This is a genomic window from Pseudomonas sp. MWU12-2345, from assembly GCF_023242385.1.
GTDB lineage: Bacteria > Pseudomonadota > Gammaproteobacteria > Pseudomonadales > Pseudomonadaceae > Aquipseudomonas > Aquipseudomonas gingeri_D.
In genome coordinates, this window is record NZ_JALLJA010000001.1 from 708,059 (window position 1) to 734,382 (window position 26,324).

Below are 26,324 nucleotides of genomic sequence, written 5' to 3' on the forward strand. Positions count from 1 at the left end.
TTATTGATGGGTTCGCCACCAGCTCGCCAGATGTTGCACATGCGGCGCCTTGAGGATGGTGAAATGGTTGCCCGGCCCACGCCAGACGGTGAGATCCGGTGCACAACGGCGCCAGCCGGCGACCATCGACTGCTGCTCGCGCTGGTTGCCCGCCGCGTCCAGCACCGGGTCGTCGGCCAGCACCAGGCGAACCGGCCCGGTGTAGATCGACGACGGTTGATAACGGGTACGCAAGGCCGTGCCGAAAGCCCGTGCCGGCCCACGCATCGAGTCCGGCGCCGAACGCTGCGGCAACAACCCGGCCCGCACCATCCCGGCATGTAGCAAGCGCATCTGGCCGGCATCGTCCTGCGCCGCGAAGGCGGCCTGATCGACCTCCATCGACTTGCCCGCGGCCAGTTGCATGGTCTCGATCAGGCGCTCCAGAACGCCCATCGCCGTATAAGGTTTACCCACCACACCGTTGCCCCCCGGCGACTCGCTGTCGATCAAGGTCAGCGAAGCCACCTCGCGACCCCGCGCCGTCAGGCGCTGGGCCATTTCAAAGACCACCCAGCCACCGAAGGAGTGACCGAGCAGATGCACCGGCCCGGTCGGATGCACGCTGTCGATGGCCAGCAGATAAGCCTCGGCGGCCGTCTCCACCAGGCTGTAGGGCACCGTGCGACCATCCAGCCCGCGCGGTTGCAGGCCATGGATCGGCCAGTGCGGACCAAACGCATCGGTCAGGCCGATAAAGCCCGTGACACTGTCGCCGGCCCCCGGCACGCAGAACACCGGCGTGTGATCGCGGCTCCCGCCCTGTATCGTCAGCAACGGTTGGTGAACACCGCGGGTCGGCGACGGACGACCGGCCAGACCGGCCAGCGCCGTGTTGATCGCCTGCGCCAGACCTTCGATATGCGGCGCCTGCATCAGGCTCTGGTGATCACCCGGCACCTTGATGCTGTGCAACTGGCTCAGCGGCAGCACATCATCCCAACCCAGGTAGCCGCTATGGGCCGGTGCGTCATGGGCCCGCTCGCTGGCGGTAAACAGATGCACCGGCACGCTGTTGGCGTACACCGTGTAGTGAGCTTGGGCATGACCGTGGGCGACTTCGCGATCCAGGTACTGCCAAAGATCCTGGGTCCCGTAGACATCGAGCTCCGGCGGCAGCACGCCCTGTTCGCGGCAGCGTTGCAGCAGGCCGTCGAAATCGAAGGACTGCAGTTGCGCACGCAACGCCTCCAACCGCGCCAGGACATCCGCAGACTCCGCGCGCCCCGTCCAGAACCGCTCGCAGTGTTCCAGCAGATGCTGTTGGTGCGCATTATCCGAATTCCAGCGGGCCCGGCCCTGATCCACCAGGCGCGGCAGATAAGTGTCGATCAAGCCGACGAACTCCACTTCCTCGTCGAGGCCAACCAACTGGATGGCGATCTCATAGGCCAACACCCCGCCGAACGACCAGCCGGCCAGGCGATAAGGCCCTTGCGGCTGGACCGTGCGCATCAGGTGCAACAGACGGGTCGCCAGGCATTCCATGGTCTGCAACTGCGTCTGCCCGAGGGCCACGCCAGGCAGGCCGTAGACCGGGATATCGCTGTCGATATGCTGACCCAGGGTCGGGAAGTACAGGTCCAGGCCGGTGAACTCGTGAACCAGGAACAACGGCCGTTGGCTACCGGTGGTGCGTACCGGCACCAGTTGCTCATTCGAACGCACTTCACCTGTGCGACTTTCCAGCAACCCGGCCAGCGCCGCGACACTGGCGCGCTGGAACAGCTCGGCCAGCGACACCGGCAACCCGGCCAGCGTCAGTTGGCTGACCAGGCGCACCGCCAGCAGCGAATGACCGCCCAGGGCGAAGAAACTGTCATGCCGCCCGATCCGCTCCAGGTCGAGCACCTCGGCCCAGACCTGCGCCAGACGATGTTCCAGATCGCCGTGCGGCGCCTCGAAGGCGTGGGTGGCGAACTGCTCCGCCTCCGGTGCCGGCAGTGCCCGCACATCAACCTTGCCGTTGAGCGTCAGGGGCAAGGCATCCAGGCGCATGCAGACACCCGGGACCATATATTCCGGCAAGTCGGCGGCCAGTTGCGCACGCAGAGCTTCGGACTCCGGGACTTCGCCGTCGGCTTGCACGGTGTAATAAGCCACCAGGTACTTGTCGCCCGGGCTGTCCTCGCGCGCCACCACCACGGCGTTGCGCACACCGGCACAGTGATGCAGGCAGGTCTCGATTTCCCCCAGCTCCACGCGGAAACCACGGATCTTCACCTGACCATCGTTGCGCGCCAGGTACTCGAGGTTGCCGTCCGGCAGCCAGCGCGCCAGGTCACCGGTGCGGTAGAGCCGGCCACCGAGATGCTCGGCGAACAGGTCGTCGCTGAAGCGTTCGGCGGTCATTTCCGGGCGATTCAGGTAACCCAGCGCGACCCCGGCACCGCCGATATACATCTCGCCGACCACACCCACCGGCACCGGCTCGCGCCGGGCATTGAGCACATAGATGCGCACGTTGGCGTTGGGCTGGCCGATCGGCAGGCCGAGGGTGCCCGGCAGTATGTCGAACACCTCGTAACGGCTGGCGCAGGTGGTGGCTTCGGTCGGACCGTAACCGTTGAACAGGCGGACCGTGGACGAGTGCTCGCGCACCCGCTGGAACGACGCCGGATCAGCCCGCTCGCCACCGCACATGACCATGCGCAGTCCCGCCAGGGCTTCGGGGATCAACCCGGCATACAGGTTGAACAAGGCCGTGGAAGTGATCAACACCGTCACTTCGCTGCGCTGCAGCAACTGGGCAAAGGCCGTCGGTTCAAGCAGCACCTGATGCTCGACAATCACCGACCGCCCGCCATTGAGCAAGGCACCCCAGATTTCCGGGCTGCTGGCGTCGAACGCCGGGTTGGAGGAGAAGGCCACGCGATCCTCGGGAGAGAAATCGTAGTAGCCATTGTCCTGGACCAGACGCGCCAGGCCGTTGTGACTGACGATCACACCCTTGGGCTGACCGGTGGAACCGGAGGTGTAGATGATGCAGGCCGGGGTGTCTCCCGCCGTGTTGCCCTCAAGTGCCGGTGGCGCCTGATTGACCGCCAGAGTGGCGGGCTCCAGGGTGTCCAGGTTCAAGCGTGGCGTGCCTTCGGGAGCCGACAGGTCGCTGCGGGTCAGCAGCACAATGGCTTCGCTGTCCTCGAGCATGAAGCGCACGCGCTCCTCGGGAGCCAGGCGATCCAGCGCCAGGTAGGCGGCGCCGCACTTGAGGGTCGCCAACAGGCTCGCCAGCAAGTCAATCGAACGATCCAGCAGGATCGCCACCCGGGTACCCGGCACCACGCCCTGCTCGCGCAGGCTGTGGGCCAAGGCATTGGCGCGGGTATCAAGTTCACCGTAGCTCACAGTCAACTCACCCTGACGAGCCGCGATTGCCTGTGGCCGTGCCGCCGCATGGGCCTCGAACAGCTGATGGATCAACTGGCCGTGGGGATAGGCACGTTCGGTCCGGTTGAAGTCGAGCAGCAACTGCCGACGTTCCGCCAGCGGCAGGATCGACAGATCATGCAACGGCATTTCCGGCGTGCGTTCCAGCGCTTCCACCAGGTTGTCCAGCGCCGCATGCATGTAGCCGCAGATGCGCTGGGCACCGATTTCGGCCACCACTTGCGCGGTCAGCACAAAGGCTTCGCCGAGGTCATCGATACTCAGGGACAGCGGGTAGTTGGTCCACTCATCGCCACCCAGGCTCTCGATCCCGTTCCACGCCGCCTGGGCTTGGTTGTCGAGCTGCCCGCCACTGTGCCGGTAGTTGAGCAAGGCACTGAACAGCGGTGCCGGAGCGGCGACGCCGCTGCAACGCTGGGCAAGGGCCAGGGAAGCGTGCTCGTGACCGAGCAAGGCGCTCAGGCGGGCATGGGTCGCCCGGACACCGGCCCGGGCACCCTGCGCTCCGACCTCGATGCGCAAAGGCAAGGTGTTGATAAACATCCCCAACGCCCGATCCGCGCCCTCGCCGCCTTGCATCCGGCCCATCAGCACGGTGCCGAACACCACGTCCTCGCGACCGCTGAGGCCGCCGACCACCTGGGCCCAGGCCTGGTGATGCAAGCTGGCGGCGCTGACGCCGAGCTGGCGTGCACATTGACGCAAGCGCAGGCTCAAGGTTTCGTCGACCATCAGGTGGGCCTGCTCGATGGCGCTGCCGTCACCCTGCACATCGGCCAGGCCGAACGGCAGGGTCGACTCGTCGACATCGCCGAGCATGTCGCGGAAGAAGGCTTCGTGAGCCGCCTGGCTGACACCCAGACGGGCCTGGGCCACGTAGTTGCGATACGGCACCGCCGCCCCCAGTTGCGCCTGCTGCCCCAGCAGATAGGCCTGCATCTCGTGGCGAACCACGTCCAGCGCGGTGTGGTCGAGGGCCATGTGGTGGAACAGCAGCAAGGCGACCCAACGCTGCTGAGCGGCGTCGTAGGCGCAGGCCAGGCGCAGTAATGGCGCCTGACGCACATCGAGCCGGTAGTGCAACGGATCGAAATGCCCACGCAGTTGGCTGGCGATATCACCGGCCTCAGGCGCAAAGGTCATTTCTTCCAGCACCATCGGTGCCCGACGCAGCACCACTTGCAACGGCTCGTCCAGGCCTTCCCACAACACGGCGGTGCGCAGGATATCGTGGCGACCGATCACACCCTCGAAGGCGTCGATAAACGCCAACAGCCGCGCGCGGTCTTCCAGGTAGAACAGCGCCTGCTGCACATAGGGATCGCCCTGCTCCGCCGCCAGGTGGTGATAGAGAATCCCCTCCTGCAACGGTGCCAGCGGGTAGATGTCCTGAATATTCACCGCGCCACCCGGTACGCTCGCCACTACCCGGTCGATCTGCACCTGGGTCAGATTGACCAATGGCAGCAGATCCGGAGTGATATGCGTGCAGCCTTCAACGATCAGGTTGGCCGGCACTACGATTTCCGTGCTGCCGCCCACCGCTGCCGCCAGTGCCGACAAGCTCGGCTGGCCGAACAACACCCGTACATCGGCGCTCAGGCCGACCTGGCGCATGCGTTCGATCAGCGTCACGGCCAATAGCGAGTGACCGCCGAGTTCGAAGAAGTTGTCGTGCCGCCCTACGCGCCCGACCTTGAGCAATTCCGCCCAGAGTTGCGCCAGTACGCTTTCCACTTCGCCTTGCGGCGCTTCATATTCGCGGCTGATCAGTGCCGTGCCATCCGGTGCCGGCAGGGCCTTGCGGTCCAATTTGCCGTTGGGCGTCAGTGGTAGAGCATCAAGCTGCACATAGGCCGCCGGGACCATGTATTCCGGCAGTGCGCCTTGCAGATGGCCACGCAGGCTTTCGATCTCCAACACGGTTTCAGGCTGCTGCGCCGTGACGTAGGCCACGAGGCGTTTTTCGCCCGGGTTGTCCTCCCGAGCCAGGACTACGCTTTCCTTGACCCCAGGATAAGCAGCCAGGCGCGCTTCGATTTCGCCCAGTTCGATCCGGAAACCACGGATCTTCACCTGGTCGTCGTTACGGCCCAGGTATTCCACCGTGCCGTCCGGCAGATAGCGACCCAGGTCGCCCGTGCGGTACATACGACCGACATTGAACGGGTCGTCGAGGAAACGCTCGGCGCTCAGTTCGGGGCGGTTCAGGTAGCCGCGAGCCACCTGTACACCACCGATATACAACTCACCCGCGACACCCAGTGGCACTGGCTGACGGCTGGCATCCAGCAGATAAATCCGCGTGTTAGCTACCGGCTTGCCAATTGGCGTGTTGTCCGGGGTTTCGTCCAAAGGACCGGCACAATCCCAAGCCGTCACGTCTACCGCAGCTTCAGTCGGACCATAAAGGTTGAACAGGCCGACTTCCGGCAACTGCTGCTTGAAGCGCCGCACCAGATGCCCCGGAAGCGCTTCACCGCTGCACATGACTCGCAGCAAACCGCTACCCCCGGCCTCGCCATGAGCGAGGAACAGATCCAGCATCGACGGCACAAAGTGCAAGGTGGTGATCTTCTGCTCGCGAATCACTTCGCGCAGATAGCCCGGGTCACGATGACCACCCGGACGCGCCATCACCAGCCGTGCGCCGTTGAACAGTGGCCAGAAGAATTCCCAGACCGACACGTCGAAGCTGAATGGCGTCTTCTGCAACACGCTGTCCGAAGCATTCAGGCCGTATTCGTCCTGCATCCACAGCAAGCGGTTGACCACGCCACGGTGTTCGTTCATCACACCTTTCGGCTGGCCGGTCGAACCCGAGGTGTAGATCACGTAAGCCAGATGCTCGGGACGGACTTCAGCGCGCAACGGGTTGCTATCTGGTTGTGCGAGGAAACCTTCACGCTCGGCATGCTCAGGATCGAGCAACAGCACCGGTACGTTGCTGGCTGGAAGCAGCGCACGCAAAGCCTCTTGGGTGAGAACAACCGCCGGAGCACAGTTCTCCAACATGTAGGCCAGACGATCAATCGGGTAATCCGGGTCCAGCGGCACATACGCAGCGCCGGCCTTGAGAATCCCCATCAACCCCGCGACCATTTCCAGGCTACGATCGACACAGATCGCCACCCGATCATCCGGGCCGATGCCCAGGCCGATCAGACGATGGGCGATACGGTTGGCCTGACGGTTGAGTGCGTCATAGGTCAGGCTGCCCTTCTCGTCCACGACCGCTATCGCGTCACCACTGGTTGCAACACGAGCCTCAAAGAGGCCATGCAAGGTCAGATCCTGCGGATAGTCGACTGCCGTGTCATTAAAGCCTTCCAACAAATGCTGACGCTGTTCCTCGTCCAGCAACGGAATCTCTGCAACCAGCGCCCGTTCATCGGCCGCCATCCCACGCAACATGGCTTCCAGGTAACCCAGGCAACGCTGCATGGTCGACTCGTCGAACAACGCCGTGGCGTATTCCAAAGTGCCGAACAGACGGTCGCCCACCTCGGTCATATCCAGCAGCACGTCAAACTTGGCCGTGCGACTGGTCACCCCGACGCCTTGCAGGGTCATATCGCCGAGCGCCAGATCGACGTCCTCGGTGTTCTGCCAGGACAACATCGCCTGGAAAATCGGGCTGTGGGACAGACTGCGCTGCGGACGAACCACTTCCACCACCTGCTCGAACGGCAAGTCCTGGTTGGCCTGGGCGGCCAGGGTCTGGCGCTTGACCTGTTGCAGCAAGGTTTCGACGCTCAGCGCCGCCGAGACCTCGACCCGTACCGCCAGGGTGTTGACGAAGAACCCGATCAGGTCCTCCACCTCGGCGCGCAGACGGTTGGCCGCCGGCGTACCGATCACCACATCATCCTGGCCGGACAGGCGGCTCAACACCGCAGCCCAGGCCGCCATGACCGTCATAAACAAGGTGGTGCCCTGCCGCTGGCTCAACGCCTTGAGACCACGGGTCAAGTCGGCATCGAGGGCCAGGCCCAACAGATGCCCGCTGTAGTCCTGCTGCGCCGGACGCGGCCGGTCGCTTGGCAGTGCCAGCAGGACCGGGGCACCGGTCAGGGCCTGTTGCCAGTATTGTCCTTGCTGTTGCAGCACTTCACCGCTCAGCCAGTTGCGCTGCCAAACCGCATAGTCGGCGTACTGCACCGGCAAGGCCGGCAACGGATCCTCCGCCCCCTGGCGGAAGGCCTCGTAGAGCACGCCCAGTTCGCGGGTCAGTACGCCGGCGGACCAGCCGTCGGAGATGATGTGGTGCAAGGTTACCAGCAACACATGGTCGTCATCGGCCATGCGCACCAGACGCCCGCGCACCAGCGGTCCACGCAGCAGGTCGAAGCTCTCGCGAGCCTCTTCGGCGGCGATGGACAGCAGCTCTTCTTCCGCCTCTGCCTGGCCAGCCAGTACGTGCAATTGCAGGTTGAAGCCGATGTCGGCCGGGGCGATACGTTGTTCCGCGTCATGCCCCTGCAGTTGCACAAAGGTGGTACGCAGTGATTCGTGACGAGCAACGATACGATCCAGCGCCCGTTTGAGGGCGATACGATCCAGGGCACCACGCAAACGCAGCCCGGCTGGAATGTGGTAAGCCGAACTACCGCCATCCAGTTGCGCCAGGAACCACAGGCGCTGCTGGGCAAACGACAATGGCAAGGCCTGGTCACGGGATACCGGCACGATCGGCGGCTGGCTGCTGCCGGCGGCTTGCGCCAGCACCTGGGCCAATGCCGCCAGTTCCGGTTGGGCAAAGATATCCGCCAGGCTCAGCTCGACGCCCAGGCGCTGGCGCACCTGGGAAATCAAGCGCATGGCCAGCAGCGAGTGCCCACCCAGATCAAAGAAGTGGTCATGACGCCCCACCTGTTGCAAATTCAGCAGGCTCTGCCAGATCTGCGCCAGGGCCGTCTCGGTGGCGCCTTGCGGGGCGACGTGCTCGCGGCTGGCAAAGGCATCGTCCGCTGGGGCCGGCAAGGCCTTGCGGTCGAGCTTGCGGTTCGGTGTCAACGGCAAGGCGTCGAGGATCACGAAGGCACTTGGCAGCATGTATTCGGCCAGCTGCGGTGCCAGTTCCGCACGCAAACCGGCAACATCCAGGTTCGCTTCAGGCTGGGCGACCACATAGGCCACCAGACGCTTTTCTCCCGGACGGTCTTCGCGAGCAATCACCGCCGCCTCCTTGACCCCGCTGCAACCACCGAGGCGTGCCTCGATTTCCCCCAGTTCGATCCGGAAGCCACGGACCTTGACCTGGAAGTCATTGCGGCCCAGGTACTCGATACGACCGTCGGCCATATAGCGGGCCAAGTCGCCCGTTTTGTACATCCGGGCATCAGGGCTGGTGCTGAACGGATCAAAGAGGAATCGCTCGGCGTTGACCTGTTCGAGGTTCAGGTAACCCCGGGCCACGCCGTCGCCACCGATAAAGATTTCACCGGCCACGCCGTAGGGCACCGGTTGCTGATGGGCATCGAGCAGATAGATACGGGTGTTGGCCATCGGCTTGCCGATGGTCGCGTTGCCACTGCCTTCGCTACCGGCCACCGCATCGTGGGTGACATAAGCGGCGGTGCAGGACACCGTTGCCTCGGTCGGACCGTAGGTATTGATCAAGCGGGTATGTGCCGGGCGGACTTCATCCCAGAGCTTGAGCTTTTGTGCCGACAGGGCGTCGCCGGTGACGTTGATCAAGCGCACGCCTTCCAGACGTTGCGCGGCAACTTGCGGCTGGCTGTGCCATTCGGCGGCCAGGGTGTGCCAGTGAGCGGCGGTCATATGCAGGAAGGTCGGGCGAATACCGTGATTCTCCGAGCCCTCGCTGCCGAAGATCTCGCGGCTTGGCGCCAGGGTGGCCCCGGCCAGCAGTGCCGGGAAGATTTCCTCCACCGACAGGTCGAAGTTCAGGGTGTTCTGTTGCAGCACGGTGTCTGTCGCAGTCAGGCCGAACAGGCGGGCGGCGTCGACGCTGTAGTTGACCAGGCCACGGTGTTCGATCATCACCCCTTTCGGATTACCGGTGGAACCGGAGGTGTAGATCACGTAAGCCAGGTTGCGCGAGCCAAGGGCCGGCACCACGGGGTTGTCGTCACGCTCGCTGAAGCCCTGGCGCTGATCGTCGTCGAGCAGCACCAGCGGCACGGCCAGTACGGGTAAATGGCTCTGCAATGCATGCTGGGTCAGCAAGGCCGACGGCGTACTGTCCTCGATCATATAGGCCAGGCGCTCGGCCGGATAAGCCGGATCCAGCGGTACATAGGCCGCACCCGCTTTGAGCACACCCAACAAGCCGACCATCATCTCCACACCGCGCTCGACACAGATCGCCACCCGAACGTCCGGGCCGATGCCCAGGCCGATCAGATGATGAGCCAGTCGGTTGGCCTGGCGGTTCAGTTCGCCATAGCTCAGGCGCTGCGCCTGGAACGCCACCGCGATGGCCTCCGGTTGCGCCCGGACCTGATCTTCGAACAGCTGATGAATCGTACTGTCCTGCGGATAAGGTACTTCAGTCGCATTGAGGTCCAGCAGCAAATGCTCACGTTCGCTGGCATCGAGCAACGGCACGCGTTCCAGCACCTGGCTGTCGTCGGCAACCATGGCTTCCAGCAGGCGCTGGAAGTAGCCGAGGTAACGAACCATGGTGCCTTCGTCGAACAGCGCCGTGGCGTATTCCAGCGAACCGAGCAGACGGCCTTGGGCCTCGCCCAGGTCCAGCGAGATATCGAACTTGGCCAGGGTCTGGGTCGAGCCCAGGCCTTCGAGTTGCAGATCGCCCAGGGCGAAGTCGCCACCGCCCATGTCCTGCCAGGTCAACATCGCCTGGAAAACCGGACTGTGAGACAGGCTGCGCACCGGCTTGATCACTTCAACCACCTGCTCGAACGGCAGGTCCTGATGCGCCTGGGCGCCCAGGGTCGCGGTCTTGACCCGTGCCAACAGGGCCTCGGTCGTCGGCTGCTCGCTGAGGTCGACGCGGATCGCCAGGGTATTGACGAACAGGCCGATCAGCCCTTCGACTTCACTGCGCATGCGGTTGGCCACCGGCGAACCGATCACCACGTCGTCCTGCCCGGCCAGACGGCCCAACAGCGCCGCCCAGGCGCTCATGACGGTCATGTACAAGGTGGTGCCGTGACGCTGGCCGAGGGCCTTGAGGCCACGGGTCAGGTTTTCGTCGAAGGCCACCGGCAGCGCGGCACCGGCATAGTCCTGCTGTGCCGGACGTACCCGATCGGTCGGCAACATCAACAGTGCCGGCGCCTCTGCCAGGGCTTGCTGCCAGTAACCGCACTGCTTTTGCAGCAGTTCGCCACTGAGCCAGCGACGCTGCCAGACGGCGTAGTCGAGGTAATGCAGTGCCAACGGCGCCAATGGGTCGTCCCGGCCCTGGCTGAACGCTTCGTACAACGCGGCCAGTTCACGGGTCAGTACGGCAATCGACCAGCCATCGGAGACGATATGGTGCATGGTCAGCAACAGGACATGGTGGTCCTCGGCCATACGGATCAGACGGCCACGAATCAACGGCCCCTGTTCCAGGTCGAAGGCTTGCACGGCCTCCTCGCTGGCCAGGACCTGGAGTTTCTCCTCGGCCGCCGCCAACCCCTGCAAATCGTGCAACTGCAGGCTGAAGCCGGCATCCGCCGAGGCGATCCGTTGCAGTGGCTGTTCGTCATCGCCCAGGATAAAGGTGGTGCGCAAGCCTTCATGGCGCGCCACGATGCGTTCCAGCGCCCGTTGCAGGGCCACGCGGTCGAGGCTGCCACGCAGGCTGAGACCGGCGGGCATATGGTAGGCCGCACTGGCGCCTTCCATCTGCGCGAGGAACCACAGGCGCTGCTGGGCGAAGGACAACGGCCAGGCCTGGTCACGGGCCACCGGCACGATCTCCGGCAGCGTGCTGCGCCCGGCCTGGGCGATCACCTGGGCCAGGGCCGTCAGTTCGGGATGGGCAAAGAGTTGCGCCAGGCCCACCTCAACCCCCAGTCGCTGGCGGATCTGCGAAATCAGACGCATCGCCAGCAACGAGTGGCCGCCCAGTTCAAAGAACTGGTCATGCCGACCGACCTGGGGCAGGCCCAACAGTTCTTGCCAGAGTTGCGCCAGGGCGACTTCGATATCGCCTTCGGGTGCTTCGTAGCCACGGCTGATCACCGCTTGCAGATCCGGTGCCGGCAGGGCCTTGCGGTCGAGCTTGCCATTCGGGGTCAGCGGCAGTGCTTCGAGCAGCACGTAGGCCGCCGGGACCATGTACTCCGGCAACTGCTCCCGCAGGTGCAGGCGCAGGCTGTCGATATCCACCGAAGTGTGCTCGGCGGCCAGGGTGTAATAGGCCACCAGGCGCTTGTCGCCCGGGATATCTTCGCGGGCCATGACCACGGCTTCATGGACGGCCGGGTGTCTGGCCAGACGGGCGTCGATCTCGCCCAGTTCAATACGGAAGCCACGGATTTTCACCTGGTCGTCGTTACGGCCCAGGTATTCGATATTGCCGTCCGCCAGATAACGACCGAGGTCGCCGGTGCGGTACATCCGTGCCGCCGGGGCCAGGCTGAACGGGTCCTGGAGGAAACGTTCGGCAGTCAGGTCATCGCGGTTCAGGTAACCCCGGGCCACGCCGGCACCGCCGATGTAGATTTCACCCGGAACACCCAGCGGGACCGGTTGTTGATGCTCATCCAGCAGGTAGAACCGGGTGTTGCCCACCGGTTTGCCGATATGCGGGGCGAAGCCGTCTTCGCGATTCATCGCTACCCAGCTTGAGTAGGTGGTGGTTTCCGAGGGACCGTAGAGGTTGCACAGGCGTTGGACGCCGGTCTGTTGGAACAGGGTTTCCACCAGGCTGCGCTTCAGGGCTTCGCCGGCGACGTTGATCGTGTGCACTGATTCCGGCACGCCACCGACTTCCAACAAGGCCTTGAGGGCCGATGGCACGGTGTTGATCAGGCCAATGTCGTGTTCGCCCTGTTGCAGTTCCAGGACGTTTTTCACCACCTCGATGCTACCGCCCGAAGTCAGGGGCGCAAAGCATTCGTAGACCGCCAGGTCGAAGTTCAGCGAAGTGGCGAACAAGGTCTTGTTCAGCGCCGAGCCGTCAAAAGCGACGTGAGCCCAGGTCAGGAAGTTCACGGTGTTGCGATGTTCGATCATCACGCCTTTAGGCAGGCCGGTCGAACCCGAGGTGTAGATCAGGTAAGCCAGGTGCGCCGAAGTCAGCCCCGGCACCTGCGGATTCCGGACGGATTCGTCCTGCCAGGTGCCCTGGTCGAGATTGATGACCGGCACCGAAATACCCGCCAACAGCTCATGGGTAGCCGAGTGGGCCAGCACCGCCGCCGGGGCACTGTCCTGCAACATATAGGCAATCCGTTCCGCCGGATAAGCCGGGTCCAGCGGTACATAACCGCCACCCGCCTTGAGGATCGCCAGCAAGCCGACGACCATCTCGACCCCACGTTCAACGCAGATCCCGACCCGCGAATCCGGCTGCACACCCTGCTTGCGCAACGCATGGGCCAAACGGTTGGCCTGTTCGTTAAGCTCGCGATAGCTCAGGCGCTTCCCGCCATGCACCACCGCCAGGGCCTGCGGCGTACGCTCGACCTGTGCTTCGAACAACCCGTGAATGGTCTGTTCAAGCGGATAATCCAGCGCCGTATCGTTGAACCCCACCAGCAACTGCTCGCGCTCGTCATCCGGAAGGATCGACAGGCTGTTCAATGCCGCCTGCGGCTTGTGTTCCAGTGCTTCCACCAGACTGGCCAGGGCCGCCTGCATATAACCGCCAACCCGCGCGGCACCGATCTGCCCGACGGCCTGGGTGGTGAGCATGAAGTCATCGCCCAGGTCATCGACGTTCAGGCACAACGGATAGTTGGTGCGCTCTTCCATGCTCAGGGTCTGGATACCCTGCCAGGCCGACAGCGCTTCGGACGAAGCCACACCGCTGGCACTGTGACGGTAGTTCAGCAGCGTGCTGAACAGCGGCAACGAACTCGGCACGCCACTGCAACGCTGGGCCAGGGACAACGAGGCATGCTCGTGGCCGAGCAGGGTCGACAGCCGCCCGTGGGTCGCCTTGACCCCGGCCAATGCACCCTGGGCGCCGACGCTCAGGCGCAGCGGCAGGGTATTGATAAACATCCCCAGGGCCCGGTCGGTGCCCTCGCCGCCTTGCATGCGGCCCATCAGCACGGTGCCGAAGACCACTTCCTCACGACCCGAGACCCGGCCCACCACCTGGGCCCAGGCCAGGTGCACCAGGCTCGCGGCACTGCCCCCCAGTTGCCGCGCGCTGCTGCGCAGGCGCTGGCTCAAACCGCTGTCAAGCATCTGGCGGATTTCGTCGACACCACTGCCGTCGCCTTGTACATCCTGGATGCCATAAGGCAGCGTCGGCTCGTCGATATCGCCGAGCATCTCGCGAAAAAACCCTTCATGTTCCTGTTGGCTGACGCCCAGGCGGGCCTGGGCCACATGGTTGCGGTACGGCACCGGCGCCGGCAATTGCCCGCCCAGGCCTTGCAGGCTGGCCTGCATTTCCTGCACCACCACTTCCAGCGCGGTGTGATCCAGGGCCATGTGATGGAACAACAACATCCCGACCCAGCGCTGGTTGGCCAGGTCCTGTGCGTAGGCAATGCGCATCAGCGGCGCCTGGCCAATGTCCAGACGGTAATGGCGCGGGTCGAAACGCTCGTGCAGTTGTTCCAGCACGTCACCCGCCGCCGGATCGACCGCCACTTCTTCCAGACTCAGTTGCGCGGTGCGCCAGACCACCTGCACCGGCTGGTCCAATCCCTCCCAGACCACGCTGGTACGCAGGATGTCATGGCGATCGACCACGCTCTGCAAGGCCTCGGCGAAACCACCCAGGCGCTCGCGATTGTCGAAGGCGAACAGCACCTGCAGGACATAGGGGTCACCCTCATGGGCTGCCAGGTGGTGATAAAGAATCCCTTCCTGCAACGGCGCCAGGGCGTAGATATCCTGCACATTGGCCACGCCGCCCGGCACGCTGGCGACAATCCGGTCGATGGCCGTCTGATCCAGATCGGCCAGGGGCAGCATGTCCGGGGTAATACGCTCACAGCCCGGAGCGATCAGGTTGTTCGGTATCCGCACCTCCTGATGCCCGCCCACCGCCGCGGCCAGGGCCGCCAGGGTCGGCTGGCTGAACAGCACCCGCACATCGGCGGCCAGGCCGACCTGGCGCATGCGCTCGATCAGTTTCACCGCCAGCAGCGAATGCCCGCCCAGTTCAAAGAAGTGGTCATGGCGACCCACCTGCTCCAGTTGCAGCAAGGATTGCCAGATCTGCGCGATGGCGATTTCCACTGCACCTTCAGGCGCCGCGTAGTCACGGCGCACCAGGGCTTGCGCATCCGGTGCCGGCAGGGCCTTGCGATTCAGCTTGCCGTTGGTGGTCAGCGGGAAGGCTTCCAGGGCTACGAAGGCACTTGGCACCATATAGTCCGCCAGGGACAGCAACAGTTGCGCACGCAGCTCGGCGGCAACCACCTCCTGGCCCGGCGCGGCGATCACATAGGCCACCAGGCGTTTATCCCCCGGCTCGTCTTCGCGGGCCAGCACCACCGCCTCGCGGACGCCTTCGCAAGCAGCCAGCGCCGCTTCGATTTCACCCAGTTCGATACGGAAACCACGGATCTTCACCTGGTCGTCATTGCGGCCCAGGTAATCGAGGCTGCCATCGGCCATCCAGCGACCCAGGTCGCCGGTCTTGTACAAGCGCGCCAGGGGCTCCTTGCTGAACGGGTTCGCCAGGAAACGCTCGGCGGTCAGTTCGGCACGGTTCAGATACCCCCGGGCCACCCCGGCACCGCCGACATACAGCTCGCCGACCACGCCTACCGGCACCGGCTCGCGACGGCTGTCGAGCACATACAATTGCAAATCGGGAATCCGTACGCCGATAGGGCTGACGCCCGCCCGCTGCGCATCCGCCGCCACCAATGGGCAGTAGGTCACATGCACCGTGGTTTCGGTGATGCCGTACATGTTCACCAATTGGGTGCCGGCGTTGGCCACCCGGGCGTACCACGGCTTGAGCATCCCGGTCTCCAGGGCTTCGCCACCGAAAATCACCTGGCGCAGGGAATGGCGCAGATCGCTCTCGCCCTGGGCGTTGAGCAACTGGCGGAAGGCGCTCGGGGTCTGGTTGAGCACCGTTACCCCGGCGTTGCACAGCAGTGCGTAGCAGTCTTCTGGTGAACGGCTGACCAGTTGTGGCACCACCAGCAAACGCCCGCCGTGCAGCAGCGCGCCCCAGATTTCCCAGACCGAGAAGTCGAAGGCGAACGAGTGGAACAAGGCCCAGACATCCTGCTCATTGAACTCGAACCAGCTCTGGGTCGCCGAGAACAGCCGCGCGACGTTGCGGTGCTCGACCATCACGCCCTTGGGCAGGCCGGTAGAACCGGAGGTGTAGATCACATAGGCCAGGTGATGCGGGCTGAGCCCGCTGACCCGTGGATTGCTGCTCGACTGGGCCTGCAGCGCCGGGCTGCGTAGATCGACCCGTGGACCGTCGAAGGTGCCCAGCAGCGCCAGGCCGGCGGCATCGGCCAATACCGCCACGGGAGCACTGTCCTGCAACTGGTAGGCGATACGCTCGGCCGGATAGGCCGGGTCGATCGGCACGTAGCCGGCACCCGCCTTGAGGATACCCAACAGCCCGACAATCATCTCCAGGCCGCGTTCGACACAGATCGCCACCCGGTCATCCGGACGCACGCCCAGGGTCAGCAAATGATGGGCGACCTGGTTGGCGCGGGCGTTCAGCTCAGCGTAGGTCAGCGTGCGCCCTTCATACTGCAGGGCCACGGCTTCCGGTTGCGCCACCACCCAGGCTTCGAAGGTGCGGTGGATCAAGGCGTCATCGGAATACAGCGCATGAGGAGTGTTCCAGCTTTCCAGCAATTGCTGGCGTTCGCCCGGCGGCAGGATATTGATCGCGCCCAGGGCCCTGTCCGGCGCCTGCTCCAGGGCCTGCACCAGGTTTTCCAGGGCGCAGTGCATATAGCCGCAGACCCGCTCGGCACCGATCTGCCCTTCGGCCATGACGGTCAGGTTGAAACCTTCACCCAGATCGTCCACCGACAAGGTCAGCGGGTAGTTGGTGCGTTCTTCGCCGTCCAGCGCCTGGATACCTTCCCAGGCGGCCAACGCCTGGTCGGTCACGTTGGTATCGCCGATCTGCCGATAGTTGAGCAAGGAACTGAACAGCGGCGTCGAAGCGGCCACGCCGCTGCAGCGTTGCGCCAGTACCAGCGACGCGTGTTCATGGGCCAGCAGCCCGCTGAGTCGGGCATGGGTGGCCTTCAGACCACTGCGCACGCCCTGCTCTCCCAGCGCCACCCGCAGCGGCAAGGTATTGATGAACATGCCCAGGGCCCGATCGGCCCCGGCGCCGCCTTGCAGGCGACCGAGCAAGACGGTGCCGAAGACCACATCGTCCTTGTCCGACACCACGCCCAGTACACGACCCCAGGCCAGGTGATAGAGGCTCGCGGCACTGACCCCGAGCTGACGGGCCTGCAAGCGCAGGCGACGGCTCAGGTCGTCGTCCACACGTTGCCGCACTTCCTCGATCGCATGACCGTCACCCTGCACATCCTGCAGGCCGAACGGCAGCGTCGGTTCCTCGATATCGCCGAGCATGTCGCGGAAGAACGCTTCGTGTTCCTCGCGGCTGACACCCAGCCAGGCCTGGGCCACGTAGTTGCGATACGGCACGGACGGCGGCAGCTCGGCCTGGCGGTCGAGCATATGCGCCTCGATTTCGCCGCAGAGAATGCGCAGCGAGGTGGCGTCGTCCACCAGGTGATGGAACAGCAGCATGCCGACCCAGCGCTTATTCGCCGGGTCCTGGGCATAACCGATGCGCATCATCGGCGCCTGGCGAATATCCAGGCGGGTATGGCGTGGATCAAGGCGTTCACGCAGTTGTTCGACCACTTCACCGTTCGCCGGGTCCAGCTCAAGCTGTTCAAGACCCAGGGTCGCTTCGCGCCAGACCACTTGCACCGGCGCATCGAGGCTTTCCCAGAATACCGAGGTACGCAGGATATCGTGTCGCGCCACCACGCCTTGCAGGGCCTGGGCGAAACTGTGCAGACGTTCGAGACTGTCGAAGGCGAACATCGCATATTGCAGGTACGGGTCACCTTGGGCCGCGGCCAGGTGGTGATACAGAATCCCCTCCTGCAACGGCGCCAGGGCGTAGATATCCTGCACATTGGCCAGGCCGCCAGGCACGCCGGCGACCACGCGGTCGATATCGTCCTGGCTCAGGGACACCAGCGGCAGCATGTCCGGGGTGATGCGCTCACAACCCTTGGTGATGAGGTTGGCCGGGACCTCGACCTCATGCTTGCCACCCACCGCGGCCGCCAGGGCGGACAGGGTCGGCTGGCCGAACAGCACACGGACATCGGCACTGAGGTTGACCTGGCGCATGCGCTCGATCAGTTTCACCGCCAGCAGCGAGTGGCCGCCCAGTTCGAAGAAGTGGTCATGGCGACCGACCTGATCCAGTTGCAACAGCTCCTGCCAGATCCGCGCAATGGCGATCTCGGTGTCACCTTCAGGGGCCTCGTAGCCACGGCTGGCCACCGCCGAGCGATCCGGGGCCGGCAGGGCCTTGCGGTCGAGTTTGCCGTTGGCGGTCAGCGGGAAGCTTTCCAGGCTGACAAAGGCGCTTGGCAGCATGTATTCGGCCAGGGACTGGCGCAGTTGCTCGCGCAGTTGCGCGGCGTCCAGCTCAACCCCCGCAGCGCCGATGACATAAGCCACCAGGCGTTTGTCGCCGGGTTCGTCTTCGCGCACCAGCACCAGCGCATCCCGCACGCCCTCGCAGGCACCAAGCCGCGCTTCGATCTCGCCCAGTTCGATGCGGAAACCGCGAATCTTCACCTGCTCGTCGTTACGACCGAGGTATTCCAGGCTGCCGTCGGCCAGCCAGCGACCCAGGTCACCGGTGCGGTACATGCGCGCATTCGCCTCGCGGCTGAACGGGTTGTCGAGGAAACGCTCGGCACTCAGTTCGGCACGGTTCAGGTAGCCCCGGGCAACCCCGGCGCCACCGACATACAGCTCGCCGACCACGCCCACCGGTACTGGCTCGCGACGGTCATCGAGGACATACAGCTGCAAGTCGGGAATGCGCTTGCCGATCGGGCTGGCGCCCAGGCGCTGGGCGTCTTCGGCCTGCAACGGGTAATAGGTCACGTGCACCGTGGTTTCGGTGATGCCGTACATGTTCACCAGCTGTGTAGCGGCGTTCAGGTCCCGGGCGTACCAGGGCTTGAGCAGTGCCGTATCCAGCGCCTCGCCGCCGAAAATCACCTGGCGCAACGAGTGTGGCCGGCCGTTTTCACCCTGGGCAGCGATCAGTTGGCGGAAGGCGCTCGGGGTCTGGTTGAGTACCGTGACTCCAGCGCTGCACAGTAGCGCGTAGCAATCTTCAGGCGAACGACTGACCAGTTGCGGCACGATCAGCAAACGGCCGCCATGCAGCAGCGCGCCCCAGATTTCCCAGACCGAGAAGTCGAAGGCGAATGAGTGGAACAGTGCCCAGACATCCTGCTCGCCAAAGCCGAACCACTCCTCGGTCGCCGAGAACAGTCGCGCAACGTTGCGATGTTCTACCATCACGCCCTTGGGCAGGCCGGTGGAACCGGAGGTGTAGATCACATAGGCCAGATGCGCGGCCGTCAGCCCCGGCACCTGCGGATTGCGCACGGATTCGTCCTGCAGATCCGCATCGTCAAGATTGATAACGGGCACCTGGACCGCCGGCAAGGCTTCCTGCACCGAATGCTGACTCAGCAAAGCCACCGGGGCACTGTCGCCGAGGGTATAGGCCAGGCGCTCACGAGGGTAAGCCGGGTCCAGCGGGACATAACCGGCGCCGGCCTTGAGGATACCCAGCAGGCCGACGATCATCGCCGGGCCGCGCTCGACACAGATCGCCACCCGATCATCAGGGCGCACGCCCAAGGCCAGCAGACGATGAGCAACCTGGTTGGCACGGGCGTTGAGTTCGCCGTAGCTCAGGCTTTCATCCTGGTACACCAGCGCCACGGCCTCCGGCCGTTCTTCGGCACGGGCTTCGAACTGCTGATGGATCAATGCCTCGGCGGCATAGTCCTGGCCGGACTGATTCCAGTCTTCGAGCAACTGCTCACGCTCGGCCGGCGGCAATATCGACACTGCGTGCAACGGCGTCTGTGGCGCCTGTTCCAGGGCCTGGACCAACCCGTCCAGGGCCGTCTGCAAATAACCGCAAACACGTTGCGCGCCAATGGCCGCGGCCACCAGCGTGGTGAAGTAGAAACCGTCGCCCAGATCGTCGACGTTGACGGTCAACGGATAGTTGGTCCGCTCTTCGCCCGCCAGGGCCTGCATGCCTTGCCAAGCGCTCTGGCCTTGCTCGGTCACCACCGTGCTGCTGTGGCGGTAGTTGAGCAATGCGCTGAACAACGGGGCCGGTGCAACCACGCCGCTGCAACGCTGGGCCAGGGCCAGGGAAGCGTGCTCATGCCCGAGCAAGGCGGTCAGCCGCGCATGGGTCGCCCTGACCCCTTCACGGACTTCCCGCTCACCCAGGTCAACCCGCAGCGGCAAGGTATTGATAAACATCCCCAGGGCCCGTTCGGCGCCCTCGCCGGCCTGCATCCGGCCGAACAGCACGGTGCCGAACACCACCTGCTCACGCCCGCTGACCCGACCCAGGACCTGGGCAAACGCCAGGTGTACCAGGCTCGCGGCACTGACCCCGAACTGACGGGCCTGGACCCGCAGGCGCTGGCTCAAACCGGCGTCCAGGGCCAGGTGGGCCTGTTCGATGGCATGGCCATCGCCCTGCACATCCTGCAGGCCGAACGGCAGCGTCGGCTCGTCGATATCGCCGAGCATTTCCGTAAAGAACGCCTCGTGGGCCTGCTCGCTGACCCCCAGGCGAGCCTGGGCGACATAGTTGCGATAGGGCACGGAGACGCCCAGTTGATCGGTCTGGCCCAGCAGCCAGGCCTGCATTTCCTGCTTCACCTGGTCCAGCGCGGTGTGGTCGAGGACCATATGGTGGAACAGCAAGGTCGCCAGCCAGCGCTGGTTGGCCGTATCCAGGGCGAAGACCAGGCGCAGCATCGGTGCCTGGCGGACATCCAGGCGTACCTGGCGCGGGTCGAAAAGCCCCTGCAACTGCTCGGCGATATCGCCGACACGGGGATCCAGATGGACCTCCTCGATGCTCAACTCGGCATGGCGCCAGACCACCTGCAACGGCTCGTCGAGGCTTTCCCAGTGCATGGAGGTGCGCAGGATGTCATGCCGGTCGATAACCGCTTGCAGCGCCTGGGCGAAATCGTTCAGGCGGGCGCGGCTGTCAAAGGCGAACTGCGATTGCAGCACATAGGGGTCGCCCTGCTCGGCACTCAGGTGGTGGTAGAGAATGCCTTCCTGCAACGGTGCCAGCGGGTAGATATCCTGCACGTTCGCCGCACCACCGGGCACCATGGCCACGACGCGGTCGAGGGTGGCCTGGTCCAGGCTGATCAGCGGCAGCATGTCGGGGGTGATGCGCCGGCAGTCCGCGGCAATCCCGTTGGCCGGAACCGCCAGGTCGCTGACCGCGCCCACCGACGCCGCCAGGGAGGCCAGGGTCGGTTGGCCGAAAAGCACGCGGACATCCGCCGCCAGGCCGACCTGGCGCATGCGCCCGATCAGGTTGACCGCCAGCAGCGAGTGGCCGCCGAGCTCGAAGAAATGGTCATGCCGACCGACGCGCTCGACCTTGAGCACATCGGCCCAGAGCCGCGCCAGGGTGATTTCGATATCGCCCTGGGGCGCTTCGTAGCCACGGCTGAGCAGGGCCGTCAGATCCGGCGCCGGCAGTGCCCGACGGTCGATCTTGCCGTTGGCGGTCAGCGGAAAACTGTCCAGGGCGACATAGGCCGACGGCACCATGTAGTCCGGCAGTTGCGTTTGCAGGTAGGCGCGCAGGGTTTCGATTTCCAGCGTCGCGTCAGCCGAGCTGTAATAGGCCACCAGACGCTTGTCGCCGGGGTGGTCTTCGCGGGCCAGGACCACAGCCTCCTGGATCTCAGGATGGCTGGCCAGGCGGGTTTCGATTTCCCCCAGTTCGATACGCAGGCCGCGGATCTTCACCTGGTCGTCGTTACGCCCCAGGTAGTCGAGATTGCCGTCGACCAGCCAGCGCGCCAGGTCGCCGGTCTTGTACATCCGCGCCTCGGGTTCGCTGCTGAACGGGTCCTTGAGGAAGCGTTCGGCGGTCAGTGCCGCGCGGTTCAGGTAACCACGGGCCACGCTCGCGCCACCGATATAGAGTTCACCGGGCACGCCCAGCGGTACCGGACGCAGTTGTTCGTCGAGTAGATAGACCCGGGTATTGGCCACCGGTTTGCCGATATGCAGCGTCGCGGCGTGTTCGTCGATCAACCCGGAAGTCGCCACCACCGTGGTTTCGGTCGGGCCATAGTTGTTGATCAGGGCGAAGCGCTGGCCCTGGGGGAACTGCCGCAGGCGGTCGCCGCCGATCAGCAGGGTGCGCAGGGTCGGGTGCTGCAACGACTGGCTGAAGGCATATTCGGCAATCGGCGTCGGCAGGAAGCTGACGTCCAGGGGCTGCGCCAGCCACCAGGCCAGCAGGCCGTCGACATCTTCACTGCCGGCAGAAGCCGGCGGCAGGTGCAAGGTAGCGCCGACACACAGCGTCGGCCAGACTTCCCAGGCCATCGCGTCGAAGCCGAAGCCGGCGACACTGGAGGTCTGGCTGCCTGCTTCCAGGGCGAACGCCTGGCAGTGCCAGCTCACCAGATTGGACAGCTGACGGTGCTCGACCATCACGCCCTTCGGCTCACCGGTGGAGCCCGAGGTGTAGATCACATAAGCCAGGCCGGACGGTGTCGCGATATCCGGGTTGCTCCGCGGTTGCGCGTCGACACCCGCGGCGTGGCGGGATTCGGCGTCGAGCAGCAGCACTGGCACGTCCTGCACCGGCAGGCGTTCAAGCAGCTCGGCCTGGGTCAGCAGCACCCGTGGGGCGCTGTCGCGCAGCAGGTAGGCCAGGCGTTCCGCCGGGTGCGACGGATCGATCGGCACATAACCGGCGCCGGACTTGAGGATCGCCACCAGGCCGACCAGCATCTCGAGGCTGCGCCCCGCACTGATGGCGACGCGGTCATCAGGCTGTACGCCAAGGCCGCGCAGATGATGGGCCAGTTGGTTGGCCTGGCGATTCAGCTCGGCATAGCTCAGGCCCTGGCCTTCATGGACCACCGCGAGGGCGTCGGGAGTCGCTAGAACCTGGGCTTCGAACTGCCGGGCAATGGTCAGGCCGGCGGGATAAGGCGCGGTGCTGCGGTTGAAGTCTTCCAGCAGCAGCTGGCGTTCGGCGGCCGGGACGACCGACAGTGCGGACAGCGGCGTCAGCGGCGCCTGCTCCAGGGCGTCGGCCAGATTGACCAGGGCCGTGTGCATGTAGTCGCAGATCCGTTGCGCGCCGATCGCCTCCGGAGCCAGGACACTCAGGGCGAAGTCTTCACCCAGGTCATCCACCGACAGGGTCAGCGGGTAGTTGCTGCGCTCCTCGCTGCCGAGGATCTCGATGCCTTGCCAGGCCTGCACGGCCTGTTCGGTAACCTGCTCCGAGGCACTGTGCCGGTAGTTGAGCAGGCCGCTGAACAGTGGTGTCGGTGCGGCCACGCCGCTGCAACGCTGGGCCAGGGCCAGGGAGGCATATTCATGACCGAGCAGCGCGGTCAGCCGCGCGTGGGTCGCCTTGACCCCGGCGCGTACGCCCTCCTCACCCACGGCAACCCGCAACGGCAAGGTGTTGATAAACATCCCCAGCGCCCGCTCGGAACCTTCGCCGCCCTGCATCCGGCCCATCAACACGGTGCCGAAGACCACGTCCGACTTGCCCGACAGCGCCCCCATCACCCGCGCCCAGGCCAGGTGGTGCAGGCTGGCGGCACTCACCCCCAACTGCCGGGCACGGGTCCTCAGGCGCAGGCTCAAGCTCGACGCCAGGACCTGCGAGGCTTCCTCGATCTGCTGGCCTTCGCCCTGCACTTCGCGCAGCCCGAACGGTAGCGTCGGTTCGTCGACATCCCCCAGCATGTCGCGGAAGAACACCTCGTGTTCCTCGCGGCTCAGGCCCAGGCGCGCCTGGGCCACATAGTTGCGATACGGCACCGGGCTGCCGAGCTGCTCGGCCTGCCCCAGCAGATACGCCTGGATTTCATGGCGGACCACTTCCAGGGTCGTATGGTCCAGGGCCATATGATGGAAGCGCAACATCGCCACCCAGCGCTGCCGGGCTTCATCCCGGGCAAACACCAGTTGCATCAGCGGCGCAAGGGTGACGTCCAGGCGCGAATGACGGCTGTCGAAACGCGCCTTGAGCTGGCCGGCGGCGTCACCGGCCCCAGAGTCCAGCTCCACGGCTTCGCATTGCAACCGAGCCTGGCGCCAGACCACCTGGACCGGCTCGTCCAGGCCTTCCCAGAGCACAGAGGTGCGCAGGGTGTCATGGCGGTCGATGACCTGTTGCAGCGCCTGGGCAAAATCGTCCAGCCGCTGACGCTCCTGCACCGTGAACATCATGTGCAGGACATAGGGGTCGCCGTCCACGGCTGACAGATGGTGGTAGAGAATGCCTTCCTGCAACGGCGCCAGCGGATAGATATCCTGCACGTTCGCCACGCCACCCGGCACGCTGGCGACAATACGGTCGATAGCGGCCTGGTCGAGATTGGCCAGCGGCAGCATATCCGGGGTGATACGCTCGCACCCTTCGCCAATCAGGTTGGCCGGCACGCTGATTTCACGGCCCCCGCCCACGGCGGCGGCCAGTGCGGCCAGGGTCGGCTGGCCGAACAGCACCTGGACATCGGCGCTCAGACCCGCTTGGCGCATGCGCCCGATCAGGCTGACCGCCAGCAACGAGTGGCCGCCCAATTCGAAGAAGTGATCGTGACGCCCCACCTGCTCGACCTTGAGCAAGTCGGCCCAGATCTGCGCCAAGGCGATTTCGGTTTCGCCTTGAGGGGCTTCGTAGCCACGACGGACCAACGCATCACTGTCCGGGGCCGGCAAGGCCTTGCGGTCCAGCTTGCCGTTGGGGGTCAACGGCAGCTTCTCCAGAACAACGTAGATACCCGGGACCATGTACTCCGGCAGCTTCTCCCGCAGATGCTGACGCAGGCTGTCGATCTCCACCGAGGTGTACCCGGTGGCCAGGGTGTAATAAGCCACCAGGCGTTTATCGCCCGGGATGTCTTCACGAGCGGTGACCACCGCTTCATGGACCGCCGGGTGTTTGGCCAGACGGGCGTCGATCTCGCCCAGTTCAATACGGAAGCCGCGGATTTTCACCTGGTCGTCGTTACGGCCGAGGTATTCGATATTGCCGTCCGCCAGGTAGCGACCCAGGTCGCCGGTGCGGTACATGCGGGCATTCGGCGTGCTTGCGAACGGGTCCTGGAGGAAGCGTTCGGCGGTGAGGTCGTCGCGGTTCAGGTAACCCCGCGCCACACCGGCGCCGCCGATGTAGATTTCACCCGGTACGCCCAATGGGACCGGTTGTTGCTGTTCATCCAGCAAGTAGAACTGGGTGTTGCCGACCGGTTTGCCGATATGCGGGGCGAAACCGTCTTCGCGGTCCATCGACACCCAGCTTGAGTAGGTGGTGGTTTCCGACGGGCCGTAGAGGTTGCAAAGACGTTGGACGCCAGTTTTTTCGAACAGGGATTCAACCAGGCTGCGCTTCAGCGCCTCACCGGCAACGTTGACCGTGTGCACCGACTCCGGCAAGCCATCCACTTCCAGCAAGGCCTTGAGGGCCGACGGTACGGTGTTGATCAGGCCGATATCGTGTTCGCCGTGTTGCAGTTCCAGGACGTTTTTCACCACCTCGATGCTGCCGCCGGAGGTCAAGGGCGCGAAGCACTCATAGACCGCCAGGTCGAAGTTCAGCGAGGTCGAGAACAACGTCTTATCCAACGCCGAACCCGATCCCTGTAGGAGCGAGCTTGCTCGCGATGGCGATGTTGGATTCACCGCCGTCATCGCTGGCAAGCCCGCTCCCACAGAGGTTGCGCCCGCATTGAAAGCGGCGTGGGCCCAGGTCAGGAAGTTCACGGTATTGCGGTGTTCGATCATCACGCCTTTAGGCAGGCCGGTCGAACCCGAGGTGTAGATCAGATAGGCCAGATGCGCCGAAGTCAGCCCCGGCACCTGCGGATTCTGGACGGATTCGTCCTGCCAGGTGTCCTGGTCGAGATTGATCACGGGCACCGAAACACCCGCCAAGAGATCTTGGGTAGCTGCCTGTGCCAAGACCGCCGCCGGAGCGCTGTCCTGCAACATGTAGGCAATCCGCTCCGCCGGGTAGGTCGGGTCCAGCGGCACATAACCGCCACCCGCCTTGAGAATCGCCAGCAGGCCGACGACCATCTCGGCACCACGTTCAACGCAGATCCCCACCCGCGAATCCGGCTGCACGCCCTGTTTACGCAGGGTGTGCGCCAGACGGTTGGCTTGCTCGTTAAGCTCGCGATAGCTCAGACGACGCTCGCCATGCACCACCGCCAGGGCCTGCGGCGTGCGCTCCACCTGCGCTTCAAACAACCCATGAACGGTCTGCGCCTGCGGATACTCCAGTGCCGTGTCGTTGAATCCCACCAGCAACTGCTCACGCTCGCTGGCCGGCAGGATCGACAGGCCTTGCAACGACGCTTGCGGCGTCTGCTCCAGAGCCTCCACCAAATGCTCCAGCGTCGTGTGCATATAGCCGCAAACCCGCTGCGCACCGATCGACGAGGCCACCAGGGCGGTCAGGT

Annotated in this window: 1 protein-coding gene (cut by a window edge); it reads right to left on the bottom strand. The window is 64.7% G+C overall.

Annotated elements, in window-relative coordinates; genetic code table 11:
- Positions 1-26,324, bottom strand: partial view of a non-ribosomal peptide synthase/polyketide synthase gene (locus M5C71_RS03150; protein WP_248767168.1) — the 3' portion only. The gene runs 4,672 nt beyond the window's last position; only the last 26,324 of its 30,996 coding nucleotides appear in the window; its start codon lies beyond the right edge, outside the window — the gene reads right to left on this strand; it ends in the stop codon at positions 1-3.